Here is a 25,087-nt window from a genome sequence, read left to right as displayed (position 1 = left end):
ATCGGCCGGGGTCGGTGGACCTGTCGCGATCACACGACGTTCGTCAAGGCTAGCAGCTCGCGCGCCACGTCCTCGACGGAGGTGTTCACCAGGGTCTCGTCGAACTCCGGCTCGGCCGCCAGCTCGACCTTGGCCGCGGCGAGGCGGCGCTCGATCACCTCCGGCGGTTCGGTGCCCCGGCCGGTGAGCCTGCGCACCAGCTCCTCCCAGGAGGGCGGGGCCAGGAACACCAGCTGGGCCTCCGGCATGGACTCGCGGACCTGCCGCGCACCCTGGAGGTCGATCTCGAGCAGCACCGGCTCACCGGCCTCCAGGCGCTCCAGCACGGCGGTGCGGGGCGTGCCGTAGCGGTTGCCCGCGAACTCGGCCCACTCCAGCAGCTCGCCGTTGGCGATCAGCTTGTCCATCTCCTCGTCGGTGACGAAGAAGTAGTGGACTCCGTGCTGCTCGCCGGGCCGGGGCTTGCGGGTCGTCGCCGACACCGAGAGCCAGACCTCGGGGTGCTCCTTGCGCATATGGGCGACGACCGTGCTCTTGCCGACCCCCGAGGGGCCGGAGAGCACGGTCAGCCGCGGACGTGCGTCCGGGGGTACGGGGGACGTCCCCCGGGGTGTTGCTGCCATGCAGCGATTATTCCAGCAATCGCGCAGTGCCCGGGACTCAGGAGCCCGTGCTGCCGAACTCACGCTCCAGGGATGCGATCTGGTTGGAGCCGAGGCCTCGCACGCGACGGCTCTCGGAGATGCCGAGTCGCTCCATGATCTGCTTGGCGCGGACCTTGCCCACGCCCGGGAGGGACTCGAGGAGAGCGGAGACCTTCATCTTGCCGATGACGTCGTTCTCCTGGCCCTGCTTGATGACCTCGTGGAGGGAGGCGCCGGAGTGCTTGAGTCGATTCTTGACCTCGGCCCGCTCCCGGCGAGCCGCGGCGGCCTTTTCGAGCGCGGCTGCGCGCTGTTCAGGGGTAAGGGGCGGAAGAGCCACGCCTACGTCACCTCGGATGTCGAACTGTCGGATACGGACCGGTGAGGAACCTAGTCGCCCCACACCTGGTGAGCCACGAGCAACACGCTCGCCCGTTGACTCTCGACGGAGACTAGCGGTCAAGTCCGCCAGAGTCAGCGAGAACAGCGGAAAAGTCCTGGTCAGCCTCCGTCAGGCCAGACATTTAGGACATACTGCCTCGGATTTGAGGATGTATCCAGAGTCAGGCCGCGGTGACCGCGTCGCTGATCTCCTCCGCGAAGCGGTCGGTGGCCGTCCGCAACGCGGCCACATCGGGACCGTGACGCAGAACACCCCGGCTGACGTTGGGAACGACGTTGCGCACCGCGGCACCGAAGACCCGCGGCAGGTCCGCCGGGGTGGCGCCCTGCGCGCCGATCCCGGGCGCCAGCAGCGGACCGTTGATGCCCAGGTCGTACGAGGAGAGGTCGCCCAGGGTGGCGCCCACCACCGCGCCGAACGAGCCGAGGGGCCGCTCCCCCGCGTTCTCGGCCGCCAGGTGCGCCAGCATGGTGGCTCCGACGTTCCGTCCGTCGGCGCGCATGGCGTGCTGGACCTCGCCGCCCTCCGGGTTGGAGGTCAGCGCCAGCACGAACAGACCCACGCCGTTCTCCCGGGCCAGGTCGACGGCGGGCTTCAGCGAGCCGTAACCGAGGTACGGGGAGACCGTCAGCGCGTCCGAGAACAGCGGGGCGTCCTTGTGCAGGAAGGACTCCGCGTACGCGGCCATGGTCGAGCCGATGTCGCCGCGCTTGGCGTCCATGACGACCAGCGCGCCGGCCGCCCGGGCCTCCTGGACCGACTTCTCCAGGACGGCGACGCCGCGCGAGCCGAAGCGCTCGAAGAACGCGCTCTGCGGCTTGAGCACGGCGGCCCGCTCGGCCACCGCCTCGACGACGGTGCGGCTGAAGCGCTCCAGGCCCGCCACGTCGTCGTTCAGGCCCCACTCGGCGAGCAGGGAGGCGTGCGGGTCGATGCCGACGCACAGCGGGCCGCGTTCGTCCATCGCGCGGCGCAGCCGGGCACCGAAGGGCTCGAGTACGGTCATGCGTTCTTCCTCACATCGGCGCCGACGGCGTCGGCGAGCGTGGCGTACGGGCTCTGCCGCAGACGGGCGGCGAGCCCCTTGTGGATCGCGCGGCCCCAGAAGGGCCCCTCGTAGATGAACGCGCTGTAGCCCTGGACCAGCGTGGCCCCGGCCAGGATGCGCTGCCAGGCGTCCTCCGCGGTCTCGATGCCGCCGACGCCCACCAGGGTGATCCGGTCGCCCACGCGCGCGTACAGGCGGCGCAGCACCTCCAGGGAGCGGGCCTTGAGGGGGGCGCCCGAGAGGCCGCCGGTCTCCTTGACCAGGGAGGGCGTCGACCGCAGGCCGAGTCCCTCGCGCGCGATGGTGGTGTTCGTGGCGATGATGCCGTCCAGCCCGAGTTCGACGGCCAGGTCGGCGACCGCGTCGACGTCCTCGTCGGCGAGGTCCGGTGCGATCTTGACCAGCAGGGGCACGCGCCGGGTGGGCACCGCCCGGTCGGCAGCCTCGCGGACGGCGCTCAGCAGGGGGCGCAGCGCCTCGGTGGCCTGGAGGTTGCGCAGGCCGGGCGTGTTCGGGGAGGAGACGTTCACCACCATGTAGTCGGCGTAAGGCGCCAGCCGCTCGGCCGACTTCACGTAGTCGGCGACGGCCTCCTCCTCCGGGACGACCTTGGTCTTGCCGATGTTGACGCCGACGACGGTCCGGAAGACGGGGTTGCGGGAGGCCAGACGGGCCGCCACGGCCCGCGAACCGTCGTTGTTGAAGCCCATGCGGTTGATCAGCGCCCGGTCCTCCACCAGGCGGAACAGCCGCTTCTTGGGGTTGCCGGGCTGCGGCTCCCCCGTCACGGTGCCGATCTCGACGTGGTCGAAGCCGAGCATCGCCATGCCGTCGATGGCCACCGCGTTCTTGTCGAAGCCGGCGGCGAGCCCGAAGGGGCCGTGCATCCGCAGGCCCAGTGCCTCGGTGCGCAGCTCCTTGTGGCGGGGCGCGAGCGCGGCGGCGACGAAGGTGCGCAGCACGGGGACGCGGGCGGCGAGACGGATCCAGCGGAAGGCCAGGTGATGGGCCTGCTCCGGGTCCAGGCGGGCGAAGAAGAGCTTGAAGAAGATCTTGTACATGTGTCCTCGTCAGGGCTTCATGAGGGGCCTCATGAAGAGGGGGACACCGTTTCCGGTGTCCCCCTCGGGGCTGCTAGTCGCGGGCCGCGGTCAGGAATTCGGCGTGTTCCTGGAGTGAGCGGACTCCCACGTCGCCGCGGTTGAGGGCGTCGATGCCCTGGACCGCCGCGGCGAGCGCCTGGACCGTCGTCAGGCACGGCACGGACCGCGCCACGGCCGCCGTACGGATGTCGTAGCCGTCGAGGCGGCCGCCGGTGCCGTACGGGGTGTTGACGATGAGGTCGACCTCGCCGTCGTGGATGAGCTGGACGATGGTCTTCTCGCCGTTCGGGCCGGTGCCCTCGGACTGCTTGCGGACCACCGTGGCGTTGATGCCGTTGCGGCGCAGGACCTCGGCGGTGCCGGAGGTGGCCATCAGCTCGAAGCCGTGGGCGACCAGCTCACGCGCCGGGAAGATCATCGAGCGCTTGTCGCGGTTGGCGACCGAGATGAACGCCCGTCCCTTGGTCGGCAGCGGCCCGTACGCGCCGGCCTGCGACTTGGCGTACGCCGTGCCGAAGACGGAGTCGATGCCCATGACCTCGCCGGTGGAGCGCATCTCCGGGCCGAGGACCGTGTCGACGCCGCGGCCGTGGATGTCCCGGAAGCGGGACCACGGCATGACGGCCTCCTTGACGGAGATCGGCGCGTCCAGCGGCAGCTCGCCGCCGTCGCCGTTGGCCGGCAGCAGACCCTCGGCGCGCAGCTCGGCGATGGTGGCGCCCAGCGAGATGCGGGCGGCGGCCTTGGCCAGCGGCACCGCGGTCGCCTTCGAGGTGAAGGGGACGGTGCGCGAGGCGCGCGGGTTGGCCTCCAGGACGTAGAGGATGTCCCCGGCCAGCGCGAACTGGATGTTGATCAGGCCGCGCACGCCGACGCCCTTGGCGATGCCCTCGGTGGAGGCGCGCAGCCGCTTGATGTCGAAGCCGCCGAGCGTGATCGGGGGCAGGGCGCACGCCGAGTCGCCGGAGTGGATGCCGGCCTCCTCGATGTGCTCCATGACACCGCCGAGGTACAGCTCCTCGCCGTCGTACAGGGCGTCCACGTCGATCTCGATCGCGTCGTCCAGGAAGCGGTCGACCAGGACCGGGCGGGACGGGCTGATCTCGGTCGACTCGGCGATGTACGCCTCGAGGCGGGTCTCGTCGTAGACGATCTCCATGCCGCGTCCGCCGAGCACGTAGGACGGGCGGACGAGGACCGGGTAGCCGATCTCGTCGGCGATGGCCTTGGCCCCGGCGAAGGTGGTGGCGGTGCCGTGCTTCGGGGCGGGCAGCCCGGCCTGCGCCAGGACCTGGCCGAAGGCGCCGCGGTCCTCGGCGGCGTGGATGGCCTCCGGCGAGGTGCCGACGACCGGCACGCCGTTGTCCTTGAGCGCCTGGGCGAGGCCCAGCGGGGTCTGGCCGCCGAGCTGGACGATGACGCCCGCGATCGGGCCGGCCTGCGCCTCCGCGTGGACGATCTCCAGGACGTCCTCCAGGGTGAGCGGCTCGAAGTAGAGCCGGTCGGAGGTGTCGTAGTCGGTGGAGACGGTCTCCGGGTTGCAGTTGACCATCACGGTCTCGTACCCGGCGTCGCTCAGCGCGAAGGAGGCGTGGACGCAGGAGTAGTCGAACTCGATGCCCTGGCCGATGCGGTTCGGGCCGGAGCCCAGGATGATCACCGCGGGCTTCTCGCGCGGCGCGACCTCGGTCTCCTCGTCGTAGGAGGAGTAGAAGTACGGCGTCTTCGCGGCGAACTCGGCGGCGCAGGTGTCGACGGTCTTGTAGACCGGGCGGATGCCGAGCGCGTGCCGGACCTCGCGGACGACGTCCTCGCGCAGGCCGCGGATCTCGCCGATCTGCTGGTCGGAGAAGCCGTGCCGCTTGGCCTCGCCGAGCAGGCCGGGGGTCAGCTCGGGCGCCTCGGCGAGCTCGTCGGCGATCTCCTTGATGAGGAAGAGCTGGTCGACGAACCAGGGGTCGATCTTCGTGTACGCGAAGACCTCCTCGGGCGTGGCACCGGCGCGGATGGCCTGCATGACGGCGTTGATCCGGCCGTCGGTGGGTCGGACGGCCTCTTCGAGCAGCGCCTTCTTGTCGCCGGGCTCGCCGACGAAGGTGAACTGGCTGCCCTTCTTCTCCAGGGAGCGCAGCGCCTTCTGGAAGGCCTCGGTGAAGTTGCGGCCGATGGCCATGGCCTCGCCGACCGACTTCATGGTGGTCGTGAGGGTGGAGTCGGCGCTCGGGAACTTCTCGAAGGCGAACCGCGGGGCCTTCACGACCACGTAGTCGAGCGTCGGCTCGAAGGAGGCCGGGGTCTCCTGCGTGATGTCGTTCGGGATCTCGTCCAGGGTGTAGCCCACGGCCAGCTTGGCGGCGATCTTGGCGATCGGGAAGCCGGTCGCCTTGGAGGCGAGCGCCGAGGAGCGGGACACGCGCGGGTTCATCTCGATGACGATGACGCGGCCGTCGGCCGGGTTCACCGCGAACTGGATGTTGCAGCCGCCGGTGTCGACGCCGACCTCGCGGATGATCGCGATGCCGACGTCGCGCAGGATCTGGTACTCGCGGTCGGTCAGCGTCATCGCGGGCGCCACGGTGATCGAGTCGCCGGTGTGCACGCCCATCGGGTCGAAGTTCTCGATGGAGCAGACGACCACGACGTTGTCGTTCTTGTCGCGCATCAGCTCCAGCTCGTACTCCTTCCAGCCGAGGATGGACTCCTCCAGGAGCACCTCGGTGGTCGGCGAGAGGGTGAGGCCCTGGCCGGCGATGCGGCGCAGCTCCTCCTCGTCGTGGGCGAAGCCGGAGCCGGCGCCGCCCATGGTGAAGGAGGGGCGGACGACGACGGGGTAGCCGCCGAGCGTGTCGACGCCCGCGAGGACGTCGTCCATGGAGTGGCAGATCACGGACCGGGCGGACTCGCCGTGGCCGATCTTCTTGCGGACCTCCTCGACGACGTCCTTGAAGAGGTCGCGGTCCTCGCCCTTGTGGATGGCCTCGACGTTGGCGCCGATCAGCTCGACGCCGTACTTCTCCAGCACACCCTGCTCGTGCATGGAGATCGCGGTGTTGAGGGCCGTCTGGCCGCCCAGGGTGGGCAGCAGCGCGTCGGGCCGCTCCTTGGCGATGATCTTCTCGACGAACTCGGGGGTGATCGGCTCGACGTAGGTGGCGTCGGCGATCTCCGGGTCGGTCATGATCGTCGCCGGGTTGGAGTTCACCAGGATGACGCGCAGGCCCTCGGCCTTGAGCACGCGGCACGCCTGGGTGCCGGAGTAGTCGAACTCGGCGGCCTGGCCGATGACGATCGGGCCGGAGCCGATGACCAGGACGGACTGGATATCGGTGCGCTTAGGCACGCTGGCCCTCCATCAGGGAAACGAAGCGGTCGAACAGGTACGCGGCGTCGTGCGGGCCGGCTGCCGCTTCGGGGTGGTACTGGACGCTGAAGGCCGGCTTGTCGAGAAGCTGGAGGCCCTCCACCACGTTGTCGTTGAGGCAGACGTGGGAGACCTCGGCGCGGCCGTAGGGGGTGTCGGAGACCTTGTCGAGCGGGGCGTCGACGGCGAAGCCGTGGTTGTGCGCGGTGACCTCGACCTTGCCGGTCGTACGGTCCTGCACCGGCTGGTTGATGCCGCGGTGGCCGTACTTCAGCTTGAAGGTGCCGAAGCCGAGGGCGCGGCCCAGGATCTGGTTGCCGAAGCAGATGCCGAACAGCGGGGTGCCGCGCTCCAGGACGCCCTGCATGACCGAGACCGGGTGGTCGGCGGTGGACGGGTCGCCGGGGCCGTTGGAGAAGAACACGCCGTCCGGGTTGACGGCGTAGACGTCCTCGACGGTGGCCGTGGCGGGCAGGACGTGCACCTCGATGCCGCGCTCGGCCATGCGGTGCGGGGTCATGCCCTTGATGCCGAGGTCGACGGCGGCGACGGTGAACTTCTTGTCACCGATCGCCGGGACGACGTAGGCCTCGGTGGTGGCGACCTCGGCGGAGAGGTCCGCGCCGCTCATCTCGGGGGCCTGGCGGACCTCGGCGAGCATGGTGCCCTCGTCGGGCAGCGCGTTGCCGGAGAAGATGCCGACGCGCATGGCGCCGCGCTCCCGCAGGTGGCGGGTGAGGGCGCGGGTGTCGATGCCGGAGATGCCGACGACGCCCTGGGCGGCGAGTTCCTCGTCCAGCGTGCGCGTCGAGCGCCAGCTGGAGGGCACGCGGGCGGGGTCACGGACGACGTACCCGGAGACCCAGATCTTCTTGGACTCCATGTCCTCGTCGTTGACGCCCGTGTTCCCGACGTGCGGGGCGGTCATCACGACGACCTGGCGGTGGTACGACGGGTCGGTGAGGGTCTCCTGGTAGCCGGTCATCCCGGTGGAGAACACGGCTTCGCCGAAGGTCGCCCCCACGGCCCCGTAGGCGCGGCCGCGGAAGATCCGGCCGTCCTCCAGGACGAGTACGGCGGGAGTCCTGTCAACTCCCCTGGTGGAGGTCGTCATCGTGCGCCTTCCGTTTCCGTCTTGTTGATCATGTCGTTCAGGGTTTCGACCCACTCGTTGTGCTCGGCCGCGTGGTCGGAGCGGAAACCGGAGTCGATCAGTTTGTCGCCGTGTGCCCAGGTGACGATCAGCAGACCGCCCTCCGTGAGCACCTTGCCGGCGATGCCCTTGTCGAGCCGGGCCTCGCGCAGTGCGGCGACGGGGACGAAGAAGTCGGCCGCGCCGGGGCGTACGACGTCCAGTCCCGCGTCCGTCAGCGTGAGCTCGGCCCGGCTACGGGTGCCCAGGCCGTGCGCCACGATGCGGTCGAGCCACTGACCGGCGGTGGTGGAGCCGTGGTAGCGGCCGCTCATCGTCAGTTTCGCCGGACCCGGCTCGTCCGGCACGGTGGGCAGCTCGGGCAGGTCGCCCTGGAGGGTGCTGCGCCACTTCCAGCCCTCGCGCATCAGCCAGTAGACGAGCGCGACGAACAGGCCGAGGCCGACGACCCAGCCGACGCGAGCGGCCCAGTCGGTCACTTCCGCCGATTCCTTCCCGGCGGCCAGCAGGATTACAGGTGTCACGTGAGCTTCCCGTCGACGAGCGTGGCCTTGCCCCGCAGCCACGTGTGCGTCACACGGCCCGGCAGCTCACGTCCCTCGTACGGAGTGTTGCGGCTGCGCGAGGCGAAGCCCGCGGGGTCCACCCGGCCACGGTATGCCGTGTCGACGAGGGTGAGGTTGGCGGGCTCACCAGCCGAGACGGGTCGTCCGTGTCCGGCGGCCTGTCCGATCTGCGCGGGCTTGACGGACATCCGGTCGGCGACGCCGGCCCAGTCGAGCAGGCCCGTGTCCACCATGGTCTCCTGGACCACCGACAGCGCGGTCTCCAGGCCCACCATGCCCATGGCGGCGGCGGCCCACTCGCAGTCCTTGTCCTCGTGCGGGTGCGGGGCGTGGTCGGTGGCGACGATGTCGATCGTGCCGTCCGCCAGGGCCTCGCGCAGGGCGTGCACGTCCCGCTCGGTGCGCAGCGGCGGGTTGACCTTGTAGACGGGGTTGTACGACCGCACCAGCTCGTCGGTGAGGAGCAGGTGGTGCGGGGTGACCTCGGCGGTGACGTCGATGCCGCGGGACTTGGCCCAGCGGACGATCTCGACGCTGCCCGCGGTCGACAGGTGGCAGATGTGGACGCGGGAGCCGACGTGCTCGGCGAGCAGCACGTCCCGGGCGATGATCGACTCCTCGGCGACGGCGGGCCAGCCGCCGAGACCCAGCTCGGCGGAGACGACGCCCTCGTTCATCTGGGCGCCCTCGGTGAGCCGGGGCTCCTGGGCGTGCTGGGCGACGACGCCGTTGAAGGCCTTCACGTACTCCAGGGCGCGGCGCATGATCACGGCGTCGTGGACGCACTTGCCGTCGTCGGAGAAGACGGTGACGCCGGCCGCGGACTCGTGCATGGCCCCCAGCTCGGCGAGCTTGGCGCCCTCCAGGCCGACGGTCACGGCGCCGATGGGCTGCACGTCGCAGTAGCCGGACTCCTGGCCGAGCCGCCAGACCTGCTCGACGACGCCGGCGGTGTCGGCGACCGGGAAGGTGTTGGCCATGGCGAAGACGTTGGTGTAGCCGCCGCTCGCCGCCGCGCGGGTGCCGGTGAGGACGGTCTCGGAGTCCTCGCGGCCGGGCTCGCGCAGGTGGGTGTGCAGGTCGACCAGGCCGGGGAGCAGCACCTTGCCGGCGGCCTCGACGACCTCCGCGCCCTCGGCGGACAGGTTCGTGCCCACCTCGGCGATGGTGCCGCCGTCGATCAGCACGTCCTGCGGCTCGCCGCCGAGCACCTTCGCACCGCGGATCAGGGTCTTGCTCATCTTCTTACTTCTCCTCGGTGGTGCGGGCGTGGGTGACGGCGGGCTCGGTCTTCGGACCGAACTCGGCGCCGCCGAGCAGCAGGTACAGGACGGCCATCCGGATGGAGACGCCGTTGGTGACCTGCTCGACGACGGTGCAGCGGTCGGAGTCGGCGACCTCGGCGGTGATCTCCATGCCGCGGACCATCGGGCCGGGGTGCATCACGATGGCGTGCTCGGGCATCTTCGCCATGCGGTCGCCGTCGAGTCCGTACCGGCGGGAGTACTCGCGCTCGGTCGGGAAGAACGCGGCGTTCATGCGCTCGCGCTGCACGCGCAGCATCATCACCGCGTCGGACTTCGGCAGGGTGGAGTCGAGGTCGTAGGAGACCTCGCAGGGCCAGGTCTCGACGCCGACCGGCAGCAGGGTGGGCGGGGCGACGAGGGTGACCTGGGCGCCGAGGGTGTGCAGCAGGTCGACGTTGGAGCGGGCGACGCGGCTGTGCAGGACGTCGCCGACCAGGGTGATGCGGCGGCCGTCCAGGTCCTTGCCCAGGCCGGCGTCGCGGCCGACCAGGCGGCGGCGCATGGTGAAGGCGTCCAGCAGGGCCTGGGTGGGGTGCTGGTGGGTGCCGTCGCCGGCGTTGATGACGTGGGCGTCGATCCAGCCGGAGGTGGCCAGGCGGTACGGGGCGCCGGAGGCGCCGTGCCGGATGACGACGGCGTCGACGCCCATGGCCTCCAGGGTCTGCGCGGTGTCCTTCAGGGACTCGCCCTTGGAGACGCTGGAGCCCTTGGCGGTGAAGTTGATGACGTCCGCGGACAGGCGCTTCTCGGCGGCCTCGAAGGAGATCCGGGTCCGCGTGGAGTCCTCGAAGAAGAGGTTGACGACGGTCCGGCCGCGCAGGGTCGGCAGTTTCTTGATCGGCCGGTCCGCGACCCGGGCCATCTCCTCGGCGGTGTCGAGGATCAGGACGGCGTCGTCGCGGGTGAGGTCGGCGGCCGAGATGAGATGACGCTGCATCTGTCAGGCTCCGTAAGGCGATTCATGCGGAAGAGCGGGATAATTCGGGCGGCCGGGTGCGTGCGGGGGCACACCGAGCGGGCGTACGGCACCGGTGAGGGCGTACGCCGGGGTGCTACGGGTGGGCGCCCGGGGTGGTGTCCGGCTTGGCGCCGAGCAGCACGGTGTCGCGACCGTCCTCCTCGGCGAGCTGGACCTTGACCGTCTCCCGCAGCGACGTGGGGAGGTTCTTGCCGACGTAGTCGGCCCGGATGGGCAGTTCGCGGTGGCCGCGGTCGACGAGGACCGCGAGCTGCACGGCGCGCGGGCGACCGATGTCGTTCAGCGCGTCCAGGGCGGCGCGGATGGTCCGGCCGGAGAAGAGGACGTCGTCGACGAGGACGACCAGGCGGCCGTCGATGCCGTCACCGGGGATCTCGGTGCGGGCCAGTGCGCGCGGGGGCTGCATGCGCAGGTCGTCGCGGTACATGGTGATGTCGAGCGAGCCGACCGGCATCTTGCGCTCGGTGATCTGCTCCAGCTTGTCGGCGAGCCGCCGGGCGAGGAAGACGCCCCGGGTCGGGATGCCGAGGAGCACCACGTCGTCGGCGCCCTTGGCGCGTTCGACGATCTCGTGGGCGATACGGGTCAGGACCCGCGCGATGTCGGGCCCCTCGAGCACGGGCCGTGCGTCGGACTGCGTGTCCTGCTGCCTGCTGTCCTGCTGCTTGTCCATACGAAACGGACCTCCTTCTCCGCCTCACGGGACGGACCTTAAAGGACGTCGGATTTGCGCCACCTACGCTATCAGGCTCACAGGACCGTCTCGAACGGGCCCCCGACACTCCCCTGTCACTCCCACGCCGCCTCCGCATCACCCGTTCGCAGCAACGGAGGGCGGGTACCACGGAAGAGTCGGTGCGGACCATTCGGCTTGACGCAGAAGAGTAACGCTGCGTAACCTCACAGTGAGTTACCAGCCGCGCGGCAGACAACACAGCCGGCCGCGTCGACACCTTGTCCGGGGAGCCATATGTCCAGCGAATACGCCAAACAGCTCGGGGCCAAGCTCCGGGCCATCCGCACCCAGCAGGGCCTTTCCCTCCACGGTGTCGAGGAGAAGTCCCAGGGCCGCTGGAAGGCGGTCGTGGTCGGGTCGTACGAGCGCGGTGACCGTGCCGTGACCGTGCAGCGCCTCGCCGAGCTGGCGGACTTCTACGGCGTTCCCGTGCAGGAGCTGCTGCCGGGCACCACCCCCGGCGGCGCCGCCGAGCCGCCGCCGAAGCTGGTCCTGGACCTGGAGCGGCTGGCCACGGTGCCGGCCGAGAAGGCGGGCCCGTTGCAGCGTTACGCGGCCACGATCCAGTCGCAGCGCGGCGACTACAACGGCAAGGTGCTCTCGATCCGCCAGGACGACCTGCGCACACTCGCCGTCATCTACGACCAGTCGCCCTCGGTCCTCACCGAGCAGCTGATCAGCTGGGGCGTCCTGGACGCGGACGCGCGCCGCGCGGTGGCGTCCCACGAGGACGCCTGAGCCACAGCGCGCTCCTGACACAGCAGAAACGTGCCGCCGGGGTGGCCGGAAGCCTGAGGCTTCGGGCCACCCCGGCGGCGTCTTCGGGTACCGGGGGCTTCGGGAGCACGAAGAGACGCCGATGGGCCTGCGGCAACCGTTGTCGGTTGCCGCAGGCCCATCGGCGTCTGTGTCTGTCTCCGTCAGGCCTCGTCACGGCGCAGCGAAGGCTTCAGTTCCTTCAGCCGGCCGAGCAGACCGTTGACGAACGCCGGCGACTCGTCCGTGGAGAACTCCTTCGCCAGCTGCACCATCTCGTCGAGCACGACGGCGTCCGGGGTCGCGTCGACCCAGATCAGCTCGTACGCGCCGAGGCGCAGGATGTTGCGGTCGACGACCGGCATGCGGTCGAGCGTCCAGCCGACCGAGTACTGGGCGATGAGTTCGTCGATGCGCTTGGCGCGCTCGGCGTACCCCTCGACCAGCTCCATCGTGTACTCGCTCACCGGCGGCTGCCGGGTGTCGGACCGGGAGTGCCGGACCCAGTCGGCGAGGACCGTCAGGACGTCCGCGCCACGCTGATCGCCCTCGAAGAGGATCTGGAAGGCGCGCTTGCGGGCCGTGTTACGGGCAGCCACGGTTAGCTGTTCACCCGGCCGAGGTAGTCGCTCGTGCGGGTGTCGACCTTGATCTTCTCACCGGTGGTGATGAAGAGCGGGACGTTGATCTGGTGACCGGTCTCCAGGATGGCGGGCTTGGTGCCGCCGGTGGAGCGGTCGCCCTGGACGCCCGGCTCGGTCTCCTGGATGGTCAGCTCGACGGCGGCCGGCAGCTCGACGAAGAGCACCTCGCCCTCGTGCTGCGCGACGGTGGCCTCGAAGCCCTCGACGAGGAAGTTGGCGGCATCGCCGACGACCTTGCGGTCGATCATCAGCTGGTCGTACGTCTCCATGTCCATGAAGACGAAGTAGTCGCCGTCCATGTACGAGAACTGCATGTCGCGCTTGTCGACAGTGGCCGTCTCGACCTTGACGCCGGCGTTGAAGGTCTTGTCGACGACCTTGCCGGAGAGCACGTTCTTGAGCTTGGTGCGCACGAAGGCGGGGCCCTTGCCGGGCTTGACGTGCTGGAACTCGACGACGGACCAGAGCTGGCCGCCTTCGAGCTTGAGCACCAGGCCGTTCTTGAGGTCGTTCGTGGAAGCCACGGTTGCGGAATCTCCTGGACTGACGTGGACGACCCCGGGGCGTGCGCACAGCGCGAGGCTAGAGCGCGAGCAGCTCCTTGGTCGTGATGGTGAGTAGCTCGGGTCCGCCGTCCGCCTCGGGGCGCACGACGAGCGTGTCATCGATCCGGACACCGCCCCGGCCCGGGAGGTGGACCCCCGGTTCGACGGTGACCGGCACACAAGCGTCCAGTTTACCCATGGCCGCCGGACCCAACTGCGGGTCCTCGTCGATTTCGAGTCCTACACCGTGACCCGTGAGTGCCGGAAGGTTCTCGGCGTACCCGGCGGAGTCCAGTGCCTGGCGGGCCGCGCGGTCCACATCACGGCAGGCCGCGCCGGGTACGAGGGCCTCCCGGCCGGCCCGCTGCGCGGAGAAGACGAGGTCGTACAGCTCGATCTGCCAGTCCGCCGGCGAGGTGCCGATGACGAACGTACGGCCGATCTCGCAGCGGTAGCCGCGGTACGTCGCGCCCAGGCACACGGAGAGGAAGTCGCCCTCCTCCACGCGCCGGTCGGTGGGCCGGTGACCGCGGCGCCCGGAGTTCGGGCCGGTGCCGACGGAGGTCGGGAAGGCGGGGCCGTCGGCACCGTGGTCGACCAGGCGGCGTTCCAGTTCCAGGGCGAGGTGCCGTTCGGTGCGGCCGACGAGGATGGACTCCAGCAGCTCGCCGAGCGCCTGGTCGGCGATCTCGGCGCCGATCCGCAGGCAGGAGATCTCCTCCTCGTCCTTGACGACCCGGAGCTGCTCCACCGCTTGGCCGAGGTCTGTCAGGCGCAGCCGGGGGGCGACCGAGCGCATGGCCCGCTGCCGGGCGACGGTGAGGTGGTGGTCCTCGGTGGCGAGGGACTCGGCGCCCTGGGCCGCGGCGAGGCCGGCGGCGGCGACTGCCGGGTCACCGCCGGGGCCGGACAGGGCACGCAGCGGCAGCGCCTCGTCGGGCCTGCCCTCCGTGGGCCGCTCGTCCGGCGGTCCGGAGCACACCAGGAGATCCTCGGTCTTGCCCAGCAGCAGCACGGCGCCGTGCGGGGCGGCGCCCGCGAGATAGCGCACGTTGGCGGGCCGGGAGACGAGCGCCGCCGCGCTGCCGCCCGCGTTGCAGCGTTCTCGTAGGCGCGTCCGGCGGGCCTCGTACACCTCTGACATGACCCGAGCGTATGGGCTCCGCTGCGGGGGCGCCGCTCGGGAGAGGCCGAGTGGGGAAGCGCGGGGGTGTGCGCCGGGTGCGCGGTCCGGGGTGGGTGTCGTGTTGTTCGGCGGCTTGCGGTCCGTGGGGGCTGGTCGCGCAGCTCCCCGCGCCCCTTTGGGGCGCTTCCTACCAGGTGGGTGGGCTCGCTATCGAGCGGGAGAGGACCTCGTTGAGGACCTGGGCCGTTTCCGGGACGTCGAGCTGGGAGTTGTCGATGATCGGGAGGCCCGAGCCGTACCAGCCGGCCATGCGGCCGTGGATGCGCGCGACCTCCTCGTCGGTGAGCCGCCGGTTGCCGCTGCGCTCGGCGTTGCGCTCCAGGACGATGTCCAGCCCGGGCAGGAGGACGACGGGGAGCAGGCCGGGCCCGACGTGCCGCTTCCAGCCGCCCAGCCCGACGACCGGTCGGTCCGGGAAGACGGCGTCGTCGAGGATGCACGAGATGCCGTTGGCGAGGAAGTTGCGCGCGGAGAAGCCGCAGGTGCGGCGGGCGAGGCGGTACTGGGCCTCGGAGTTCTCGTTCCACCCGGACTGGGGGTCGGCGAAGCCCGAGCGGACCCATTCGCGCACGTCGTCGAGGCTGATGTGGGCGGTGGGGACCCTGCGGTGCTCCGCCCAGTACTTGGCGACGCTGGTCTTGCCCGCGCCCGCGGGGCCGATGAGGAGCACCGCGAGGGTGGTGGTCGCCGGGTCGGGCACGGCGGCCGCGGCGGGCGGCATGCTGGGCGCGGCGACGGGACCGCCGGGCGGCAGCGGGACGTGACCGGTGGTGTCCGGCACGGGCGGTGGGGCCGGGGCCTGGTGCGGGGGCCCGGGGTGCGGGGCCTGCATGGGGTAGCCCGGCGCCACAGGCGGGGGCACGGGGGCGGAACCCTGGTGCGGGCCCGGGTGGTGTGCGGCCGGGGACCAGCCGACGGCCGGTCCGTGCCCCGGCTGAGGGGGCGGCGGCAGCGGAGAACCCACTGCGTGCTGCATCCGGTGCCACTCCGTCTCGTACAGGCGATGGGCGCTGACAGCGGGACGGGTACCCGCTGTTCCCCACACCCTAAAGGGCGTGGGAGGGGCCCCGCTCGAACGGTACCGTCCCCGGCCGTCCTTTGGTGAACGGCCGGGGGCGGTCCGAAGTGCCCGCCCCGCAAGGCGAATCGGACGGAAGGTGCGACGGGGGACTTACTCGCCCACCTCGCCGTAGGCGGCGAGGAGGACGGCCGGGTCGGGTCCCTCCAGGACGGTGGGCTTGGCCAGGCCGTCGAGGACGATGAAGCGCAGCAGGTCGCCGCGGGACTTCTTGTCCACCTTCATGTTCTCCACCAGCTTCGGCCACTGGTCGTAGCGGTAGTGGAGCGGCAGGCCGACCGCTTCGAGGATGCTGCGGTGGCGGTCGGCGGTGGCGTCGTCCAGCCGGCCCGCGAGGCGGCCCAGTTCGGCGGCGAAGTGCATGCCGACGGAGACGGCGGCGCCGTGGCGCCACTTGTAGCGCTCGTTCTTCTCGATGGCGTGGCCGAGGGTGTGACCGTAGTTCAGGATCTCCCGCAGGCCCGCCTCCTTCAGGTCGGAGGAGACCACCTCGGCCTTGACCTTGATGGAGCGCACGATCAGCTCGGCGGTGTGCGGTCCGGCCGGGGTGCGCGCGGCCTGCGGGTCGGACTCGATCAGGTCGAGGATCGCCGGGTCGGCGATGAAGCCGGCCTTGATGACCTCGGCGAGGCCCGAGACGTAGTCGTTGACCGGGAGGGAGTCCAGGGCGGCCAGGTCGCACAGGACGCCGGCCGGCGGGTGGAAGGCGCCGACGAGGTTCTTGCCCTCGGCGGTGTTGATGCCGGTCTTGCCGCCGACGGCCGCGTCCACCATGGCCAGCACGGTGGTCGGGACGGCGATCCAGCGCACGCCGCGCAGCCAGGTCGCGGCCACGAAGCCGGCGAGGTCGGTGCTGGCTCCGCCGCCGACGCCGACGATGACGTCGGTGCGGGTGAAGCCCGACTGGCCCAGCGCCTTCCAGCAGTAGGCGGCGACCTCGGCGGTCTTGGCCTCCTCGGCGTTGGGCACCTGGATGGCGATCGCGTCGTAGCCCTGCTCGGCGAGGTCGGCGCGCAGCGCGTCGCCGGTCTCGGCGAGGGCCTCGGGGTGGATCACGGCGACCCGCTTGGCCTTCGGCCCGATCAGACCGGCGAGTTCGCCCAGGAGCTGACGGCCCACCAGGACCTCGTAGGGGTCGGATCCCGCGGTGCCGCCGACCTGGATCCGGGTGACTGCCTCGCTCATGCTTCCTTCAACTCCAGTGCGTCCAGGGCCGCTTGCGTGACTTCTTCGGGCGTACGTCCGTCGGTGGCGACGACGACCGTGGCGACCTCCTCGTAGAGGTGGCGGCGGGCCTCCATCAGCTCGCGCCACTGCTTGCGCGGGTTGACCGCCAGCAGCGGGCGCGCGGCGTTCAGGCCGGTGCGCTTGACCGCCTCCTCGACGTCCATCGACAGGTAGACGACGCGCCGGCCGGCGAGCAGGCCGCGGGTGTCCGCGTCGAGGATCGCGCCGCCGCCGAGGGCGAGGACGCCGTCGTGCTCGGCGAGGGCTGTGTGCACGGCCTGCTTCTCCAGGGCACGGAAGGCCGGCTCGCCCTCGTCCACGAAGATCTCGGCGATGGTCCGTCCCTGCGCGGAGACGATGTCCTCGTCGGTGTCCCGGTACGCGGTGCCGAGGCGCTCGGCGAGCAGTTGCCCGACGGTGGACTTGCCCACGCCCATCGGTCCGACCAGGACGATCAGCGGGGTGCTCATCGGATGGCCAGGTTGTCGAGGTACGAGGTGACGTTGCGGCGGGTCTCGGTGACGCTGTCGCCGCCGAACTTCTCCGCCACGGCGTCCGCGAGGACGAGGGCGACCATCGCCTCGGCGACGATGCCGGCCGCCGGGACCGCGGAGACGTCGGAGCGCTGGTGGTGAGCCTGCGCGGCCTCGCCGGTGGTCACGTCCACGGTCTTCAGGGCACGCGGCACGGTCGCGATCGGCTTCATCGCGGCGCGAACCCGCAGCAGCTCACCGGTGGACAGGCCGCCCTCCGTGCCACCGGCGCGTCCGGAGACGCGGCGGATGCCCTCGGGCGTGCTGACGATCTCGTCGTGCGCCTTGGAGCCGGGCACCCGGGCCAGCTCGAAACCGTCGCCGATCTCGACGCCCTTGATCGCCTGGATGCCCATCAGGGCACCGGCCAGCCGGGCGTCCAGCTTGCGGTCCCAGTGCACGTGCGAACCCAGACCGACCGGGACGCCGTACGCCAGCACCTCGACCACACCGCCGAGCGTGTCACCGTCCTTGTGGGCCTGGTCGACCTCCGCGACCATCGCCTTGGAGGTGTCCGCGTCCAGGCAGCGCAGCGGGTCGGCGTCCAGCCTCTCGACGTCCGCCGGGATGGGGTGCACGCCCTGCGGAGCCTTCACGGAGCACAGTTCGACGACGTGGCTGACGATCTCGATGCCGGCCGTCTCCTTCAGGTACGACCGCGCCACGGCGCCCAGCGCCACCCGGGCGGCCGTCTCGCGCGCGGAGGCGCGCTCCAGGATCGGGCGGGCCTCGTCGAAACCGTACTTCTGCATGCCCGCGAGGTCGGCGTGGCCGGGACGGGGCCGGGTCAGCGGGGCGTTGCGGGCCAGTCCCGCGAGCACCTCCGGGTCGACCGGGTCGGCCGCCATGACCTGCTCCCACTTGGGCCACTCGGTGTTGCCCACCATGATCGCGACCGGGGAGCCCATGGTGAGGCCGTGCCGGACACCGCCGAGGAAGGTGACCTCGTCACGCTCGAACTTCATCCGCGCACCGCGACCGTAGCCGAGCCGCCGCCTCGCCAGATGGTCCGCCACCATGTCCGTGGTGATCGGCACGCCGGCGGGCAGACCCTCCAGCGTCGCGACGAGTGCGGGACCGTGGGACTCCCCCGCGGTCAGCCAGCGCAACCTGCTCAACGGTGCTCCTCAGTGCTCGCGCCCCGGTATGCGTACGCGTCTTCTTCGCGTACGGCGACGGCGTGTCCGGGTGCGCGGGCCCCGGTCCGCCACCTCCGATCCTCCCACGTCCGGCCGCCCGACCCGCCCGCCGGTCCATCTGACGGACGGGCCGACTCAGGCGGAGCCGTTGCCCCGGCCCTGCTGGGGAGCGTGGGAACCGAGGAAATCCGCGCCGCTCGGCTGTGGCCGGGGAGGTGCGTAGGGGCCCAGGTGGTCGGCGCCGCGGCCCTGGCCGTGCTGCGCCGGCGCCTGGACCGGTGCACCGCTGCGCGCGGCGCGCCGGCGGGCGATCCGCTGCTTCAGCCCGATCAGCCAGGACGCGACGACGGCCAGCGCGAGCAGGGCGAGCACCGTGATCTGCACCCAGTCGGGCAGAAAGCCCAGCACGGCCTCGAATATCTGGCTCTTGGTGGACGCCAGAGGCATGCCTGTGGACATGGATCGCTTTCCCCTCCCGGTTCCGCCCCCTGCGGAACCGGACGGATCCTAGCGTTCCGCGAGGGCGTGCTCGCCTGCTTTTCGCATGGCCCCCAGCGGGGCCGGGGCGCGGCCCGTCATCTGCTCGACCTGGAGCACCGCCTGGTGCAACAGCAGGTCCAGGCCGCTGACCACGGCACCGCCGTACGCCGACCAGCGGGCCGCGAGCGCGGTCGGCCAGGGGTCGTACAGCACGTCGAAGAGGGTCCCGGGCATCTCGGGCACCGCGGCGGCCAGGGCGTCGGTGGTGCCGGCGGGTGTGGTGGCGACGACCAGCGGGGCGTGCAGCGCCCGCTCGGCGTGCGCCCAGTCGGAGATGCGCACGTCGACGCCGAGCCGCTCGGCCCACCCCCGCATCTCGGCGGCGCGTGCCTCGCTGCGTACGTACACGGTGACCTCGCCCGTGCAGACCCGGGCCAGCGCGGCCAGCGCGGAGGAGGCGGTGGCCCCGGCGCCGAGGACCGCGGCGGTGTCGACCTTCTCGATGCCGTGCTCGCGCAGGGCGGCGACCATGCCGGGGATGTCGGTGTTGTCGCCGGTCCTGCGGCCGTCCTCGGTGAAGACGACGGTGTTCACCGCGTCCACCGAGGCGGCCGTCTCGCTGATCCCGTCGAGCAGCGGGATCACCGCCCGCTTGAGCGGCATGGTCAGCGACAGCCCCGCCCATTCCGAGCTCAGCTTGGCGAAGAAGCCCGGCAGCGCCTTCTCGTCGACGTCGAACCGGTCGTACGTCCAGCCCTCCAGGCCCAGCTCGGCGTAGGCGGTGCGGTGCAGCACCGGGGAGAGGGAGTGGGCGATCGGGGAGCCGAGTACGGCCGCTCGGCGGAATGCGGGCATCAGTTCTTCCTCGAAGCGTTCCACTTGTCGACGAGTTCCTGGTGTTCCTGGTTGGTCTTCGTGAACTCGCTCGTCTTCCCGTCCAGCGAGATGAAGTAGTACCAACCGTCGGAGGTCGGGGCGAGCGCGCCCTGGATCGCTTCGTCGCCCGGGTTGCCGATCGGGCCGGGCGGCAGCCCCTTGTGGTAGTAGGTGTTGTACGGGTTGTCGTAGTTGCGCAGCTCGCTGAGCGACAGGTCGAGCTTGCTCTGGTTCTTGACGTAGTTGTACGTCGAGTCGAACTCCAGCATGCCGTTGGTCTGCACGTTGCCCGGCTTGAGACGGTTGTAGATGACTTCGGCCATCCTGCGGAAGTCGTCGTGACTCGTGCCTTCGGCCTGTGCCAGGCTCGCGACGGTCAGCAGCTGCCACGGTCCCTCGAGACCCAGGTCCCCGGCCTTCTGCTCGAGGCCGAACTCCTGGTACTTCTCATTGGCCCGCGCCACCATCTGCTTCAGCACGTCCTCGGGCTTCTGGCCCTTGGCCGCCGAGTAGCTGGACGGGTAGAGGAAGCCCTCCAGCGGGTCCTTGACGTCCTTGTGGTTCATCGCCCATGCGGGCAGGCCGAGGTTCTTCCACTCGCTCTTGGCGACGCCGGCGGTGGTGCCCTTCTTCAGCCCGAGCTGCGTGTCGATCTTGGCGTAGACCTGCACGTTGCGCAGGCCCTCGGCGATGATCAGGCTGCTGCGGCTCTTGGGGTCGAGCAGCATCTGAACCGCGCTCGCGGCCGACATCTCCTTCTGCAGCGTGTACACGCCGTCCTGGATGCTCTTGCCGTTGGGATTGCTCTGCTGGGCGCTGACGAAGGCGTCGACGCTCTTCACCACTCCCTGGCGCTTGAGCTCCTGGCCGATCGTCGCGCCGCCCGCGCCCTTGGGGATGGTGACGGTCACCTTCTCGCCGTTGCCGTCGCCCGCGTAGTCCGGGGCCGCGCCGAAACGATCCTGGTAGAACTGCAGGCCGAAGTAGCCGACGCCCGCCACCCCGCCGCCGAGCACCAGGCAGACCACGAGGCAGGCGAGGCCGCTGCGGCCCTTCTTCTGCTTGCCGCCCCGGCCCCTGCGACCGCCGCTGCCGCCGTCGTCCCCGGATTCACCTGCGTCCCCGCCCGCGAAGAAGGCGTGCTCGCCCTCGTCGGGACCGGGGTCCCAGTCGGTGCCCTGCGGTTCGGGTTCGGCGCGCCGGCGGCCGGGCGGCTCCGGCGGCGGGTACGCCTCCGGGGTGCCGTAGAAGTCGGGCTGCTCCGCGCCGTACGCGGCGCTCTGCTGGCCGTAGGGGTCCGATGGGTCACCGGGGTACTGCGCTTGGGGATGCGCGCCGGTCCCCCAGCCGCCGTCGTCGTAGCCCTGGCCCTGCTGCGGCTGTTCCTGGGCCTGCTGTGGCTGCGCCTGGGCCGCGTACTGCTGGTCGTACTGCTGCTGACCGTACTGGTCGTACTGCGGCTCGGGGATCGGCTGACCGTACTGGTCGTACTGCTGCTGCCCGTACGCGCCCTGGCCGCCGTCGCCCCAGTCGCCATACTGCGGCTGCTGCGGCTGCTGCGGATAGTGCTGCGGCTGGCCGCCGTAGGGGGACTGCTGACCCGCCTGGGCCTGCTGTCCGCCCCATCCGCCGTCCCCGTACAACGGGTCCTCCGGATGCCACGGTTCGGAGCCTGGGCCCCGGCCATACTCAGTCATCGATCCCCTAGAGCCGCGAGGCGGCGGTCCGCGCGACCTGATGTGGGGGGCCGGCTTCCGTTCCGCCTCTTGCTGTGCGGGGGCTGTTCGAATGCCGCCGCATCGCGCGGAACGTTACCGTATCGCGATCAGATGACCACTTCGACGCCCTCGCCGGGTGCTTTGCCTGACACCCGTTCGGATTCCAGCGCCTGCTGAAGGATGATCACAGCGGCGGCCTGGTCGATGACCGATCTGCCCTTCTTGGACTTCACGCCCGAGGCGCGCAGCCCCTGGCTCGCCGTCACCGTCGTCATCCGCTCGTCGACCAGCCGTACGGGAACGGGAGCGATGCCCTTGGCCAGCTCCTGGGCGAAGCCCCTCACCTTGGCCGCGGCCGGGCCCTCGCCCCCCTTGAGGGAGCGAGGGAGACCGACGACGACCTCGACGGGCTCGTACTCCTCGACCAGTTGGCGCAGGCGGCGGTGCGCCGCCGGGACGTCCCGCCCGGGGACGGTCTCCACCGGGGTGGCGAGGATCCCGTCGGGGTCGCACGAGGCGACCCCGATCCGGGCGTCCCCGACGTCGATCGCGAGCCGGCGGCCTCTGCGCATCGCCGGTCCTACTTCGCGGTCTCGGCGACGAGGCGCTCGACGGCGTCGACGGCGTCACCGATGGCAGCAGCGTTCTGGCCGCCGCCCTGGGCGACGTCCGGCTTGCCGCCACCGCCACCGCCGAGGGTCTTGGCGGCGGTGCGCACCAGGTCACCGGCCTTGAGGCCGCGCTCGCGGGCGGCCTCGTTGGTGGCGATGACCGTGAGCGGCTTGCCGCCCGCCGTCGTGAAGAGGGCCACCACGGCGGCCCGGCCGCCCTGGATGCGGCCGCGCACGTCGAGGACCAGCTTGCGCAGGTCGTCGGCCGTGGTGCCGTCCGGGACCTGACCGGTCACCAGGGCGACGCCGCGCACGTCCTTGGCGGAGTCGGCGAGCGAGCCGGCGGCCTGGAGGACCTTCTCGGCGCGGAACTTCTCGATCTCCTTCTCGGCGTCCTTCAGCTTGCCGAGCATGGCGGAGACCTTCTCCGGGAGCTCCTCCGGGCGGCCCTTGATCAGCTCCTGGAGCTGGGCGACGACCGTGTGCTCACGGGCGAGGAAGTTGTAGGCGTCCACCCCGACCAGGGCCTCGATGCGGCGCACCCCGGAGCCGATGGACGACTCGCCGAGCAGCTTGACCAGGCCGAGCTGGGCGGTGTTGTGCACGTGGGTTCCGCCGCACAGCTCCTTGGAGAAGTCGCCGATGGTCACGACGCGGACGCGCTCGCCGTACTTCTCGCCGAACTCGGCGATGGCGCCCTGCTTCTTGGCCTCGTCGATGCCCATGACGTCGGCGCGGACGTCGAGGTCGCGGGCGAGCACCTCGTTGATCTTCTGCTCGACGTCGGTCATCACGGCCGTCGGCACGGCGGACGGCGAACCGAAGTCGAAGCGGAAGCGGCCGGGCTGGTTCTCGGAACCGGCCTGGGCGGCCGTCGGGCCGAGGGCGTCGCGCAGGGCCTGGTGGGTGAGGTGGGTGGCCGAGTGGGCGCGGGCGATGGCCTTGCGGCGCCGGTCGTCGATGGAGGCGTGGGCCTTGGCACCGACCGTGATCTCGCCGACCTGGACGACGCCCTTGTGGACGTAGACGCCCGGGACCGGCTTCTGGCAGTCGCGGACCTCGATGACGGCACCGGAGTCGGCCTTGATCCGGCCGGTGTCGCCGATCTGGCCGCCGCCCTCGGCGTAGAAGGGGGTGCGGTCGAGGACGATCTCGACCTCGTCGCCCTCGGTGGCGGCCGGGGAGGAGATGCCGTCGACGAGGATGCCGACGATCGTGGACTCGCCCTCGGTGTCGGTGTAGCCGATGAAGTCGGTGGCACCGGCGCGGTCGGCGATCTCGCGGTAGGCACCGAGGTCGGCGTGGCCCGTCTTCTTCGACTGGGCGTCGGCCTTGGCGCGCTCCCGCTGCTCCTTCATCAGGCGCCGGAAGCCGTCCTCGTCCACGGACAGCCCCTGCTCGGCGGCCATCTCCAGGGTGAGGTCGATCGGGAAGCCCCAGGTGTCGTGGAGCAGGAAGGCCTTGTCGCCGGCCAGGACGGTGCCGCCGGCGGCCTTGGTGTCGCTCACGGCGGTGTCGAGGATGTTGGTGCCGGCCTTGAGGGTCTTGAGGAAGGCGTTCTCCTCGGCGAGGGCGACCTTCTCGATCCGCTCGCGGTCGGTGATCAGCTCGGGGTACTGCTGCCCCATCATGCCGATCACGACGTCGATCAGGTCCTTGACGACCGGACCGGTGGCGCCGAGCAGGCGCATGTTGCGGATGGCGCGGCGCATGATGCGGCGCAGGACGTAACCGCGGCCCTCGTTGCCGGGGGTGACGCCGTCGCCGATGAGCATCACGGCGGTGCGGATGTGGTCGGTGACCACGCGCAGGGAGACGTCCGACTCGTGGGCGTCGCCGTAGGCCACGCCGGTGAGCTCGGTGGCCTTGTCGATGACGGCCATCGAGGTGTCGATCTCGTACATGTTCTGCACGCCCTGCAGAATCATGGCGAGGCGCTCCAGGCCGAGCCCGGTGTCGATGTTCTTGCTCGGCAGGTCCCCGAGGATCTCGAAGTCCTCCTTGCCGATGCCCTCGCCCCGCTCGTACTGCATGAAGACGAGGTTCCAGATCTCCACGTACCGCTCGTCGTTGACGGCGGGGCCGCCCTCGACGCCGAACTCGGGGCCGCGGTCGTAGTTGATCTCGGAGCACGGGCCGCAGGGGCCGGGCACGCCCATGGACCAGAAGTTGTCCTTCTTGCCCAGGCGCTGGATGCGCTCGGCGGGGACGCCGACGACCTCGCGCCAGAGCTGCTCGGCCTCGTCGTCGTCCTGGTAGACGGTGATCCACAGGCGCTCGGGGTCGAGGCCGTAACCGCCCTTGTCCTGGGGGCTGGTGAGCAGCTCCCAGGCGAGCTTGACGGCGCCTTCCTTGAAGTAGTCGCCGAAGGAGAAGTTGCCGCACATCTGGAAGAACGTGCCGTGCCGGGTGGTCTTGCCGACCTCTTCGATGTCCGGCGTGCGCACGCACTTCTGGACGCTGGTGGCGCGGTCGTACGGCGGCTTGACCTCGCCGAGGAAGTACGGCTTGAAGGGCACCATGCCGGCGTTGACCAGCAGCAGAGTCGGGTCGTCCGCGATGAGCGACGCCGAAGGGACGACGGTGTGCCCGCGGTCCTCGAAGAAGCTCAACCAGCGGCGGCGGATCTCGGCCGACTCCATCAGTGGTCCTCATTCCGGTTGTACGAGTACGTCGTCCTGTCGACGTACCTCAGGTCGTTGCCGTTCTCGATAGCGTTGTACCGCCTGGCAGCGGGCAGTTCACGGTCGACGGGGGCGTTCAACCCGAGCGCGTCGTCCAGTTCGGCTTCGCGCTGGGCCATGTTGTCGCGGACGTCGAGGGCGAAGCCCACCGCGCGGTCCTTGATCCGGGTGCCCGCGTCGATCGCCTTGTTCGCCGCGGTCGCGGCGAGGCTCTCGGGGGTCAGCTGCTTGAGCTTCCGGTTGACCTTGGTGGTGGCCCACACACCGGCGGCGACACCGGTGCCGAACCAGAACGTACGGCGGAACATCG

General features: G+C 70.8%; 24 protein-coding genes. 1 reads left to right on the top strand and 23 read right to left on the bottom strand.

Features of this window, described 5'->3' with window-relative positions; all coding sequences use genetic code 11:
• Positions 1 to 29 precede the first annotated feature (29 nt).
• The 10 genes from gmk to pyrR form a co-directional block, all read right to left on the bottom strand.
• Positions 30 to 623 (bottom strand): guanylate kinase, encoded by a 594-nt coding sequence (gene gmk / locus IEZ05_RS15375; protein WP_189230650.1) that lies wholly within the window; start codon positions 621 to 623, stop codon positions 30 to 32.
• A 37-nt stretch (positions 624 to 660) separates the two neighbouring features.
• Positions 661 to 984: an integration host factor gene (locus IEZ05_RS15370; protein WP_003977346.1), complete on the bottom strand. Its 324-nt coding sequence runs from the start codon at positions 982 to 984 to the stop codon at positions 661 to 663.
• Positions 985 to 1,207: 223 nt separating this feature from the next.
• A complete protein-coding gene (gene pyrF / locus IEZ05_RS15365; RefSeq protein ID WP_189230649.1) occupies positions 1,208 to 2,053 on the bottom strand; it encodes an orotidine-5'-phosphate decarboxylase in 846 nt (281 codons plus the stop codon).
• Positions 2,050 to 3,156: a quinone-dependent dihydroorotate dehydrogenase gene (locus tag IEZ05_RS15360; RefSeq protein ID WP_189230648.1), complete on the bottom strand. Its 1,107-nt coding sequence runs from the start codon at positions 3,154 to 3,156 to the stop codon at positions 2,050 to 2,052. The genes pyrF and IEZ05_RS15360 overlap by 4 nt, the downstream gene beginning before the upstream one ends.
• Positions 3,157 to 3,229: 73 nt before the next feature.
• Complete coding sequence (gene carB, locus IEZ05_RS15355; protein WP_189230647.1) at positions 3,230 to 6,538, bottom strand: carbamoyl-phosphate synthase large subunit; 3,309 nt, start codon at positions 6,536 to 6,538, stop codon at positions 3,230 to 3,232.
• Positions 6,531 to 7,673: a glutamine-hydrolyzing carbamoyl-phosphate synthase small subunit gene (gene carA, locus IEZ05_RS15350; protein ID WP_189230646.1), complete on the bottom strand. Its 1,143-nt coding sequence runs from the start codon at positions 7,671 to 7,673 to the stop codon at positions 6,531 to 6,533. The genes carB and carA overlap by 8 nt, the downstream gene beginning before the upstream one ends.
• Positions 7,670 to 8,236, bottom strand: a complete 567-nt coding sequence (locus tag IEZ05_RS15345) for a PH-like domain-containing protein (protein WP_189230645.1) — start codon at positions 8,234 to 8,236, stop codon at positions 7,670 to 7,672. The genes carA and IEZ05_RS15345 overlap by 4 nt, the downstream gene beginning before the upstream one ends.
• Positions 8,233 to 9,519: a dihydroorotase gene (locus IEZ05_RS15340; RefSeq protein WP_189230644.1), complete on the bottom strand. Its 1,287-nt coding sequence runs from the start codon at positions 9,517 to 9,519 to the stop codon at positions 8,233 to 8,235. Before IEZ05_RS15340 ends, IEZ05_RS15345 begins: the two co-directional genes overlap by 4 nt.
• Before the next feature lie 4 nt (positions 9,520 to 9,523).
• Positions 9,524 to 10,522, bottom strand: a complete 999-nt coding sequence (locus tag IEZ05_RS15335; RefSeq protein ID WP_189230643.1) for an aspartate carbamoyltransferase catalytic subunit — start codon at positions 10,520 to 10,522, stop codon at positions 9,524 to 9,526.
• A 115-nt stretch (positions 10,523 to 10,637) separates the two neighbouring features.
• Positions 10,638 to 11,237, bottom strand: coding sequence for a bifunctional pyr operon transcriptional regulator/uracil phosphoribosyltransferase PyrR (pyrR, locus tag IEZ05_RS15330; RefSeq protein WP_189230642.1), 600 nt, complete (start codon positions 11,235 to 11,237; stop codon positions 10,638 to 10,640).
• 297 nt (positions 11,238 to 11,534) lie between these two features.
• On the opposite strand from pyrR, the gene bldD reads away from it, so the two are divergent.
• Positions 11,535 to 12,038 (top strand): transcriptional regulator BldD, encoded by a 504-nt coding sequence (bldD, locus tag IEZ05_RS15325; protein ID WP_006131213.1) that lies wholly within the window; start codon positions 11,535 to 11,537, stop codon positions 12,036 to 12,038.
• A gap of 182 nt (positions 12,039 to 12,220) precedes the next feature.
• On the opposite strand, the gene nusB is transcribed toward bldD, so the two are convergent.
• The 13 genes from nusB to IEZ05_RS15260 all read right to left on the bottom strand — a co-directional run bounded on the left by nusB (position 12,221) and on the right by IEZ05_RS15260 (position 25,085).
• Positions 12,221 to 12,655, bottom strand: a complete 435-nt coding sequence (nusB, locus tag IEZ05_RS15320; RefSeq protein WP_189230641.1) for a transcription antitermination factor NusB — start codon at positions 12,653 to 12,655, stop codon at positions 12,221 to 12,223.
• 2 nt (positions 12,656 to 12,657) lie between these two features.
• The gene (efp, locus tag IEZ05_RS15315) at positions 12,658 to 13,224 is read right to left on the bottom strand and encodes an elongation factor P (RefSeq protein WP_189230640.1); all 567 of its coding nucleotides are present in this window, start codon (positions 13,222 to 13,224) and stop codon (positions 12,658 to 12,660) included.
• 58 nt (positions 13,225 to 13,282) lie between these two features.
• Positions 13,283 to 14,389: an aminopeptidase P family protein gene (locus IEZ05_RS15310; RefSeq protein ID WP_189230639.1), complete on the bottom strand. Its 1,107-nt coding sequence runs from the start codon at positions 14,387 to 14,389 to the stop codon at positions 13,283 to 13,285.
• Between the two features lie 169 nt (positions 14,390 to 14,558).
• A complete protein-coding gene (locus IEZ05_RS15305; protein WP_189230638.1) occupies positions 14,559 to 15,407 on the bottom strand; it encodes a Pro-rich N-terminal domain-containing protein in 849 nt (282 codons plus the stop codon).
• A gap of 195 nt (positions 15,408 to 15,602) precedes the next feature.
• Positions 15,603 to 16,694: a 3-dehydroquinate synthase gene (aroB, locus tag IEZ05_RS15300; RefSeq protein WP_189230637.1), complete on the bottom strand. Its 1,092-nt coding sequence runs from the start codon at positions 16,692 to 16,694 to the stop codon at positions 15,603 to 15,605.
• A complete protein-coding gene (locus IEZ05_RS15295; protein ID WP_189230636.1) occupies positions 16,691 to 17,206 on the bottom strand; it encodes a shikimate kinase in 516 nt (171 codons plus the stop codon). The genes aroB and IEZ05_RS15295 overlap by 4 nt, the downstream gene beginning before the upstream one ends.
• On the bottom strand, positions 17,203 to 18,387 hold the full coding sequence (gene aroC / locus IEZ05_RS15290; RefSeq protein ID WP_189230635.1) for a chorismate synthase: 1,185 nt from the start codon (positions 18,385 to 18,387) through the stop codon (positions 17,203 to 17,205). Before aroC ends, IEZ05_RS15295 begins: the two co-directional genes overlap by 4 nt.
• 156 nt (positions 18,388 to 18,543) lie before the next feature.
• Positions 18,544 to 18,867, bottom strand: coding sequence for a hypothetical protein (locus tag IEZ05_RS15285; RefSeq protein ID WP_189230634.1), 324 nt, complete (start codon positions 18,865 to 18,867; stop codon positions 18,544 to 18,546).
• Between the two features lie 48 nt (positions 18,868 to 18,915).
• Positions 18,916 to 19,743, bottom strand: a complete 828-nt coding sequence (locus tag IEZ05_RS15280; RefSeq protein ID WP_189230633.1) for a shikimate dehydrogenase — start codon at positions 19,741 to 19,743, stop codon at positions 18,916 to 18,918.
• The gene (gene mltG / locus IEZ05_RS15275) at positions 19,743 to 21,461 is read right to left on the bottom strand and encodes an endolytic transglycosylase MltG (RefSeq protein WP_189230632.1); all 1,719 of its coding nucleotides are present in this window, start codon (positions 21,459 to 21,461) and stop codon (positions 19,743 to 19,745) included. Before mltG ends, IEZ05_RS15280 begins: the two co-directional genes overlap by 1 nt.
• Positions 21,462 to 21,589: 128 nt before the next feature.
• Positions 21,590 to 22,054: a Holliday junction resolvase RuvX gene (gene ruvX / locus IEZ05_RS15270; protein WP_189230631.1), complete on the bottom strand. Its 465-nt coding sequence runs from the start codon at positions 22,052 to 22,054 to the stop codon at positions 21,590 to 21,592.
• 8 nt (positions 22,055 to 22,062) lie between these two features.
• The gene (gene alaS, locus IEZ05_RS15265; protein ID WP_189230630.1) at positions 22,063 to 24,735 is read right to left on the bottom strand and encodes an alanine--tRNA ligase; all 2,673 of its coding nucleotides are present in this window, start codon (positions 24,733 to 24,735) and stop codon (positions 22,063 to 22,065) included.
• Complete coding sequence (locus tag IEZ05_RS15260; RefSeq protein WP_189230629.1) at positions 24,735 to 25,085, bottom strand: hypothetical protein; 351 nt, start codon at positions 25,083 to 25,085, stop codon at positions 24,735 to 24,737. Before IEZ05_RS15260 ends, alaS begins: the two co-directional genes overlap by 1 nt.
• Positions 25,086 to 25,087: the final 2 nt, after the last annotated feature.

Origin of the sequence: Streptomyces flaveolus (genome assembly GCF_014648815.1) — a bacterium.
In the GTDB taxonomy this organism is placed as follows: domain Bacteria; phylum Actinomycetota; class Actinomycetes; order Streptomycetales; family Streptomycetaceae; genus Streptomyces; species Streptomyces flaveolus.
Note: the sequence above shows the minus strand (reverse complement) of the source record. Positions and strands in the feature narration are given on the sequence as shown.

Coding starts and splice junctions, on each gene's coding strand:
- IEZ05_RS15260 (WP_189230629.1), bottom strand. CDS start 25,085: ATGTTCCGCCGTACGTTCTGGTTCGGCACCGGTGTCGCCGCCGGTGTG.
- mltG (WP_189230632.1), bottom strand. CDS start 21,461: ATGACTGAGTATGGCCGGGGCCCAGGCTCCGAACCGTGGCATCCGGAG.
- aroB (WP_189230637.1), bottom strand. CDS start 16,694: ATGAGCGAGGCAGTCACCCGGATCCAGGTCGGCGGCACCGCGGGATCC.
- alaS (WP_189230630.1), bottom strand. CDS start 24,735: ATGGAGTCGGCCGAGATCCGCCGCCGCTGGTTGAGCTTCTTCGAGGAC.
- IEZ05_RS15295 (WP_189230636.1), bottom strand. CDS start 17,206: ATGAGCACCCCGCTGATCGTCCTGGTCGGACCGATGGGCGTGGGCAAG.
- ruvX (WP_189230631.1), bottom strand. CDS start 22,054: ATGCGCAGAGGCCGCCGGCTCGCGATCGACGTCGGGGACGCCCGGATC.
- IEZ05_RS15340 (WP_189230644.1), bottom strand. CDS start 9,519: ATGAGCAAGACCCTGATCCGCGGTGCGAAGGTGCTCGGCGGCGAGCCG.
- IEZ05_RS15280 (WP_189230633.1), bottom strand. CDS start 19,743: ATGCCCGCATTCCGCCGAGCGGCCGTACTCGGCTCCCCGATCGCCCAC.
- bldD (WP_006131213.1), top strand. CDS start 11,535: ATGTCCAGCGAATACGCCAAACAGCTCGGGGCCAAGCTCCGGGCCATC.
- pyrR (WP_189230642.1), bottom strand. CDS start 11,237: ATGGACAAGCAGCAGGACAGCAGGCAGCAGGACACGCAGTCCGACGCA.
- IEZ05_RS15310 (WP_189230639.1), bottom strand. CDS start 14,389: ATGTCAGAGGTGTACGAGGCCCGCCGGACGCGCCTACGAGAACGCTGC.
- gmk (WP_189230650.1), bottom strand. CDS start 623: ATGGCAGCAACACCCCGGGGGACGTCCCCCGTACCCCCGGACGCACGT.
- pyrF (WP_189230649.1), bottom strand. CDS start 2,053: ATGACCGTACTCGAGCCCTTCGGTGCCCGGCTGCGCCGCGCGATGGAC.
- IEZ05_RS15335 (WP_189230643.1), bottom strand. CDS start 10,522: ATGCAGCGTCATCTCATCTCGGCCGCCGACCTCACCCGCGACGACGCC.
- IEZ05_RS15360 (WP_189230648.1), bottom strand. CDS start 3,156: ATGTACAAGATCTTCTTCAAGCTCTTCTTCGCCCGCCTGGACCCGGAG.
- IEZ05_RS15285 (WP_189230634.1), bottom strand. CDS start 18,867: ATGTCCACAGGCATGCCTCTGGCGTCCACCAAGAGCCAGATATTCGAG.
- carA (WP_189230646.1), bottom strand. CDS start 7,673: ATGACGACCTCCACCAGGGGAGTTGACAGGACTCCCGCCGTACTCGTC.
- IEZ05_RS15305 (WP_189230638.1), bottom strand. CDS start 15,407: ATGCAGCACGCAGTGGGTTCTCCGCTGCCGCCGCCCCCTCAGCCGGGG.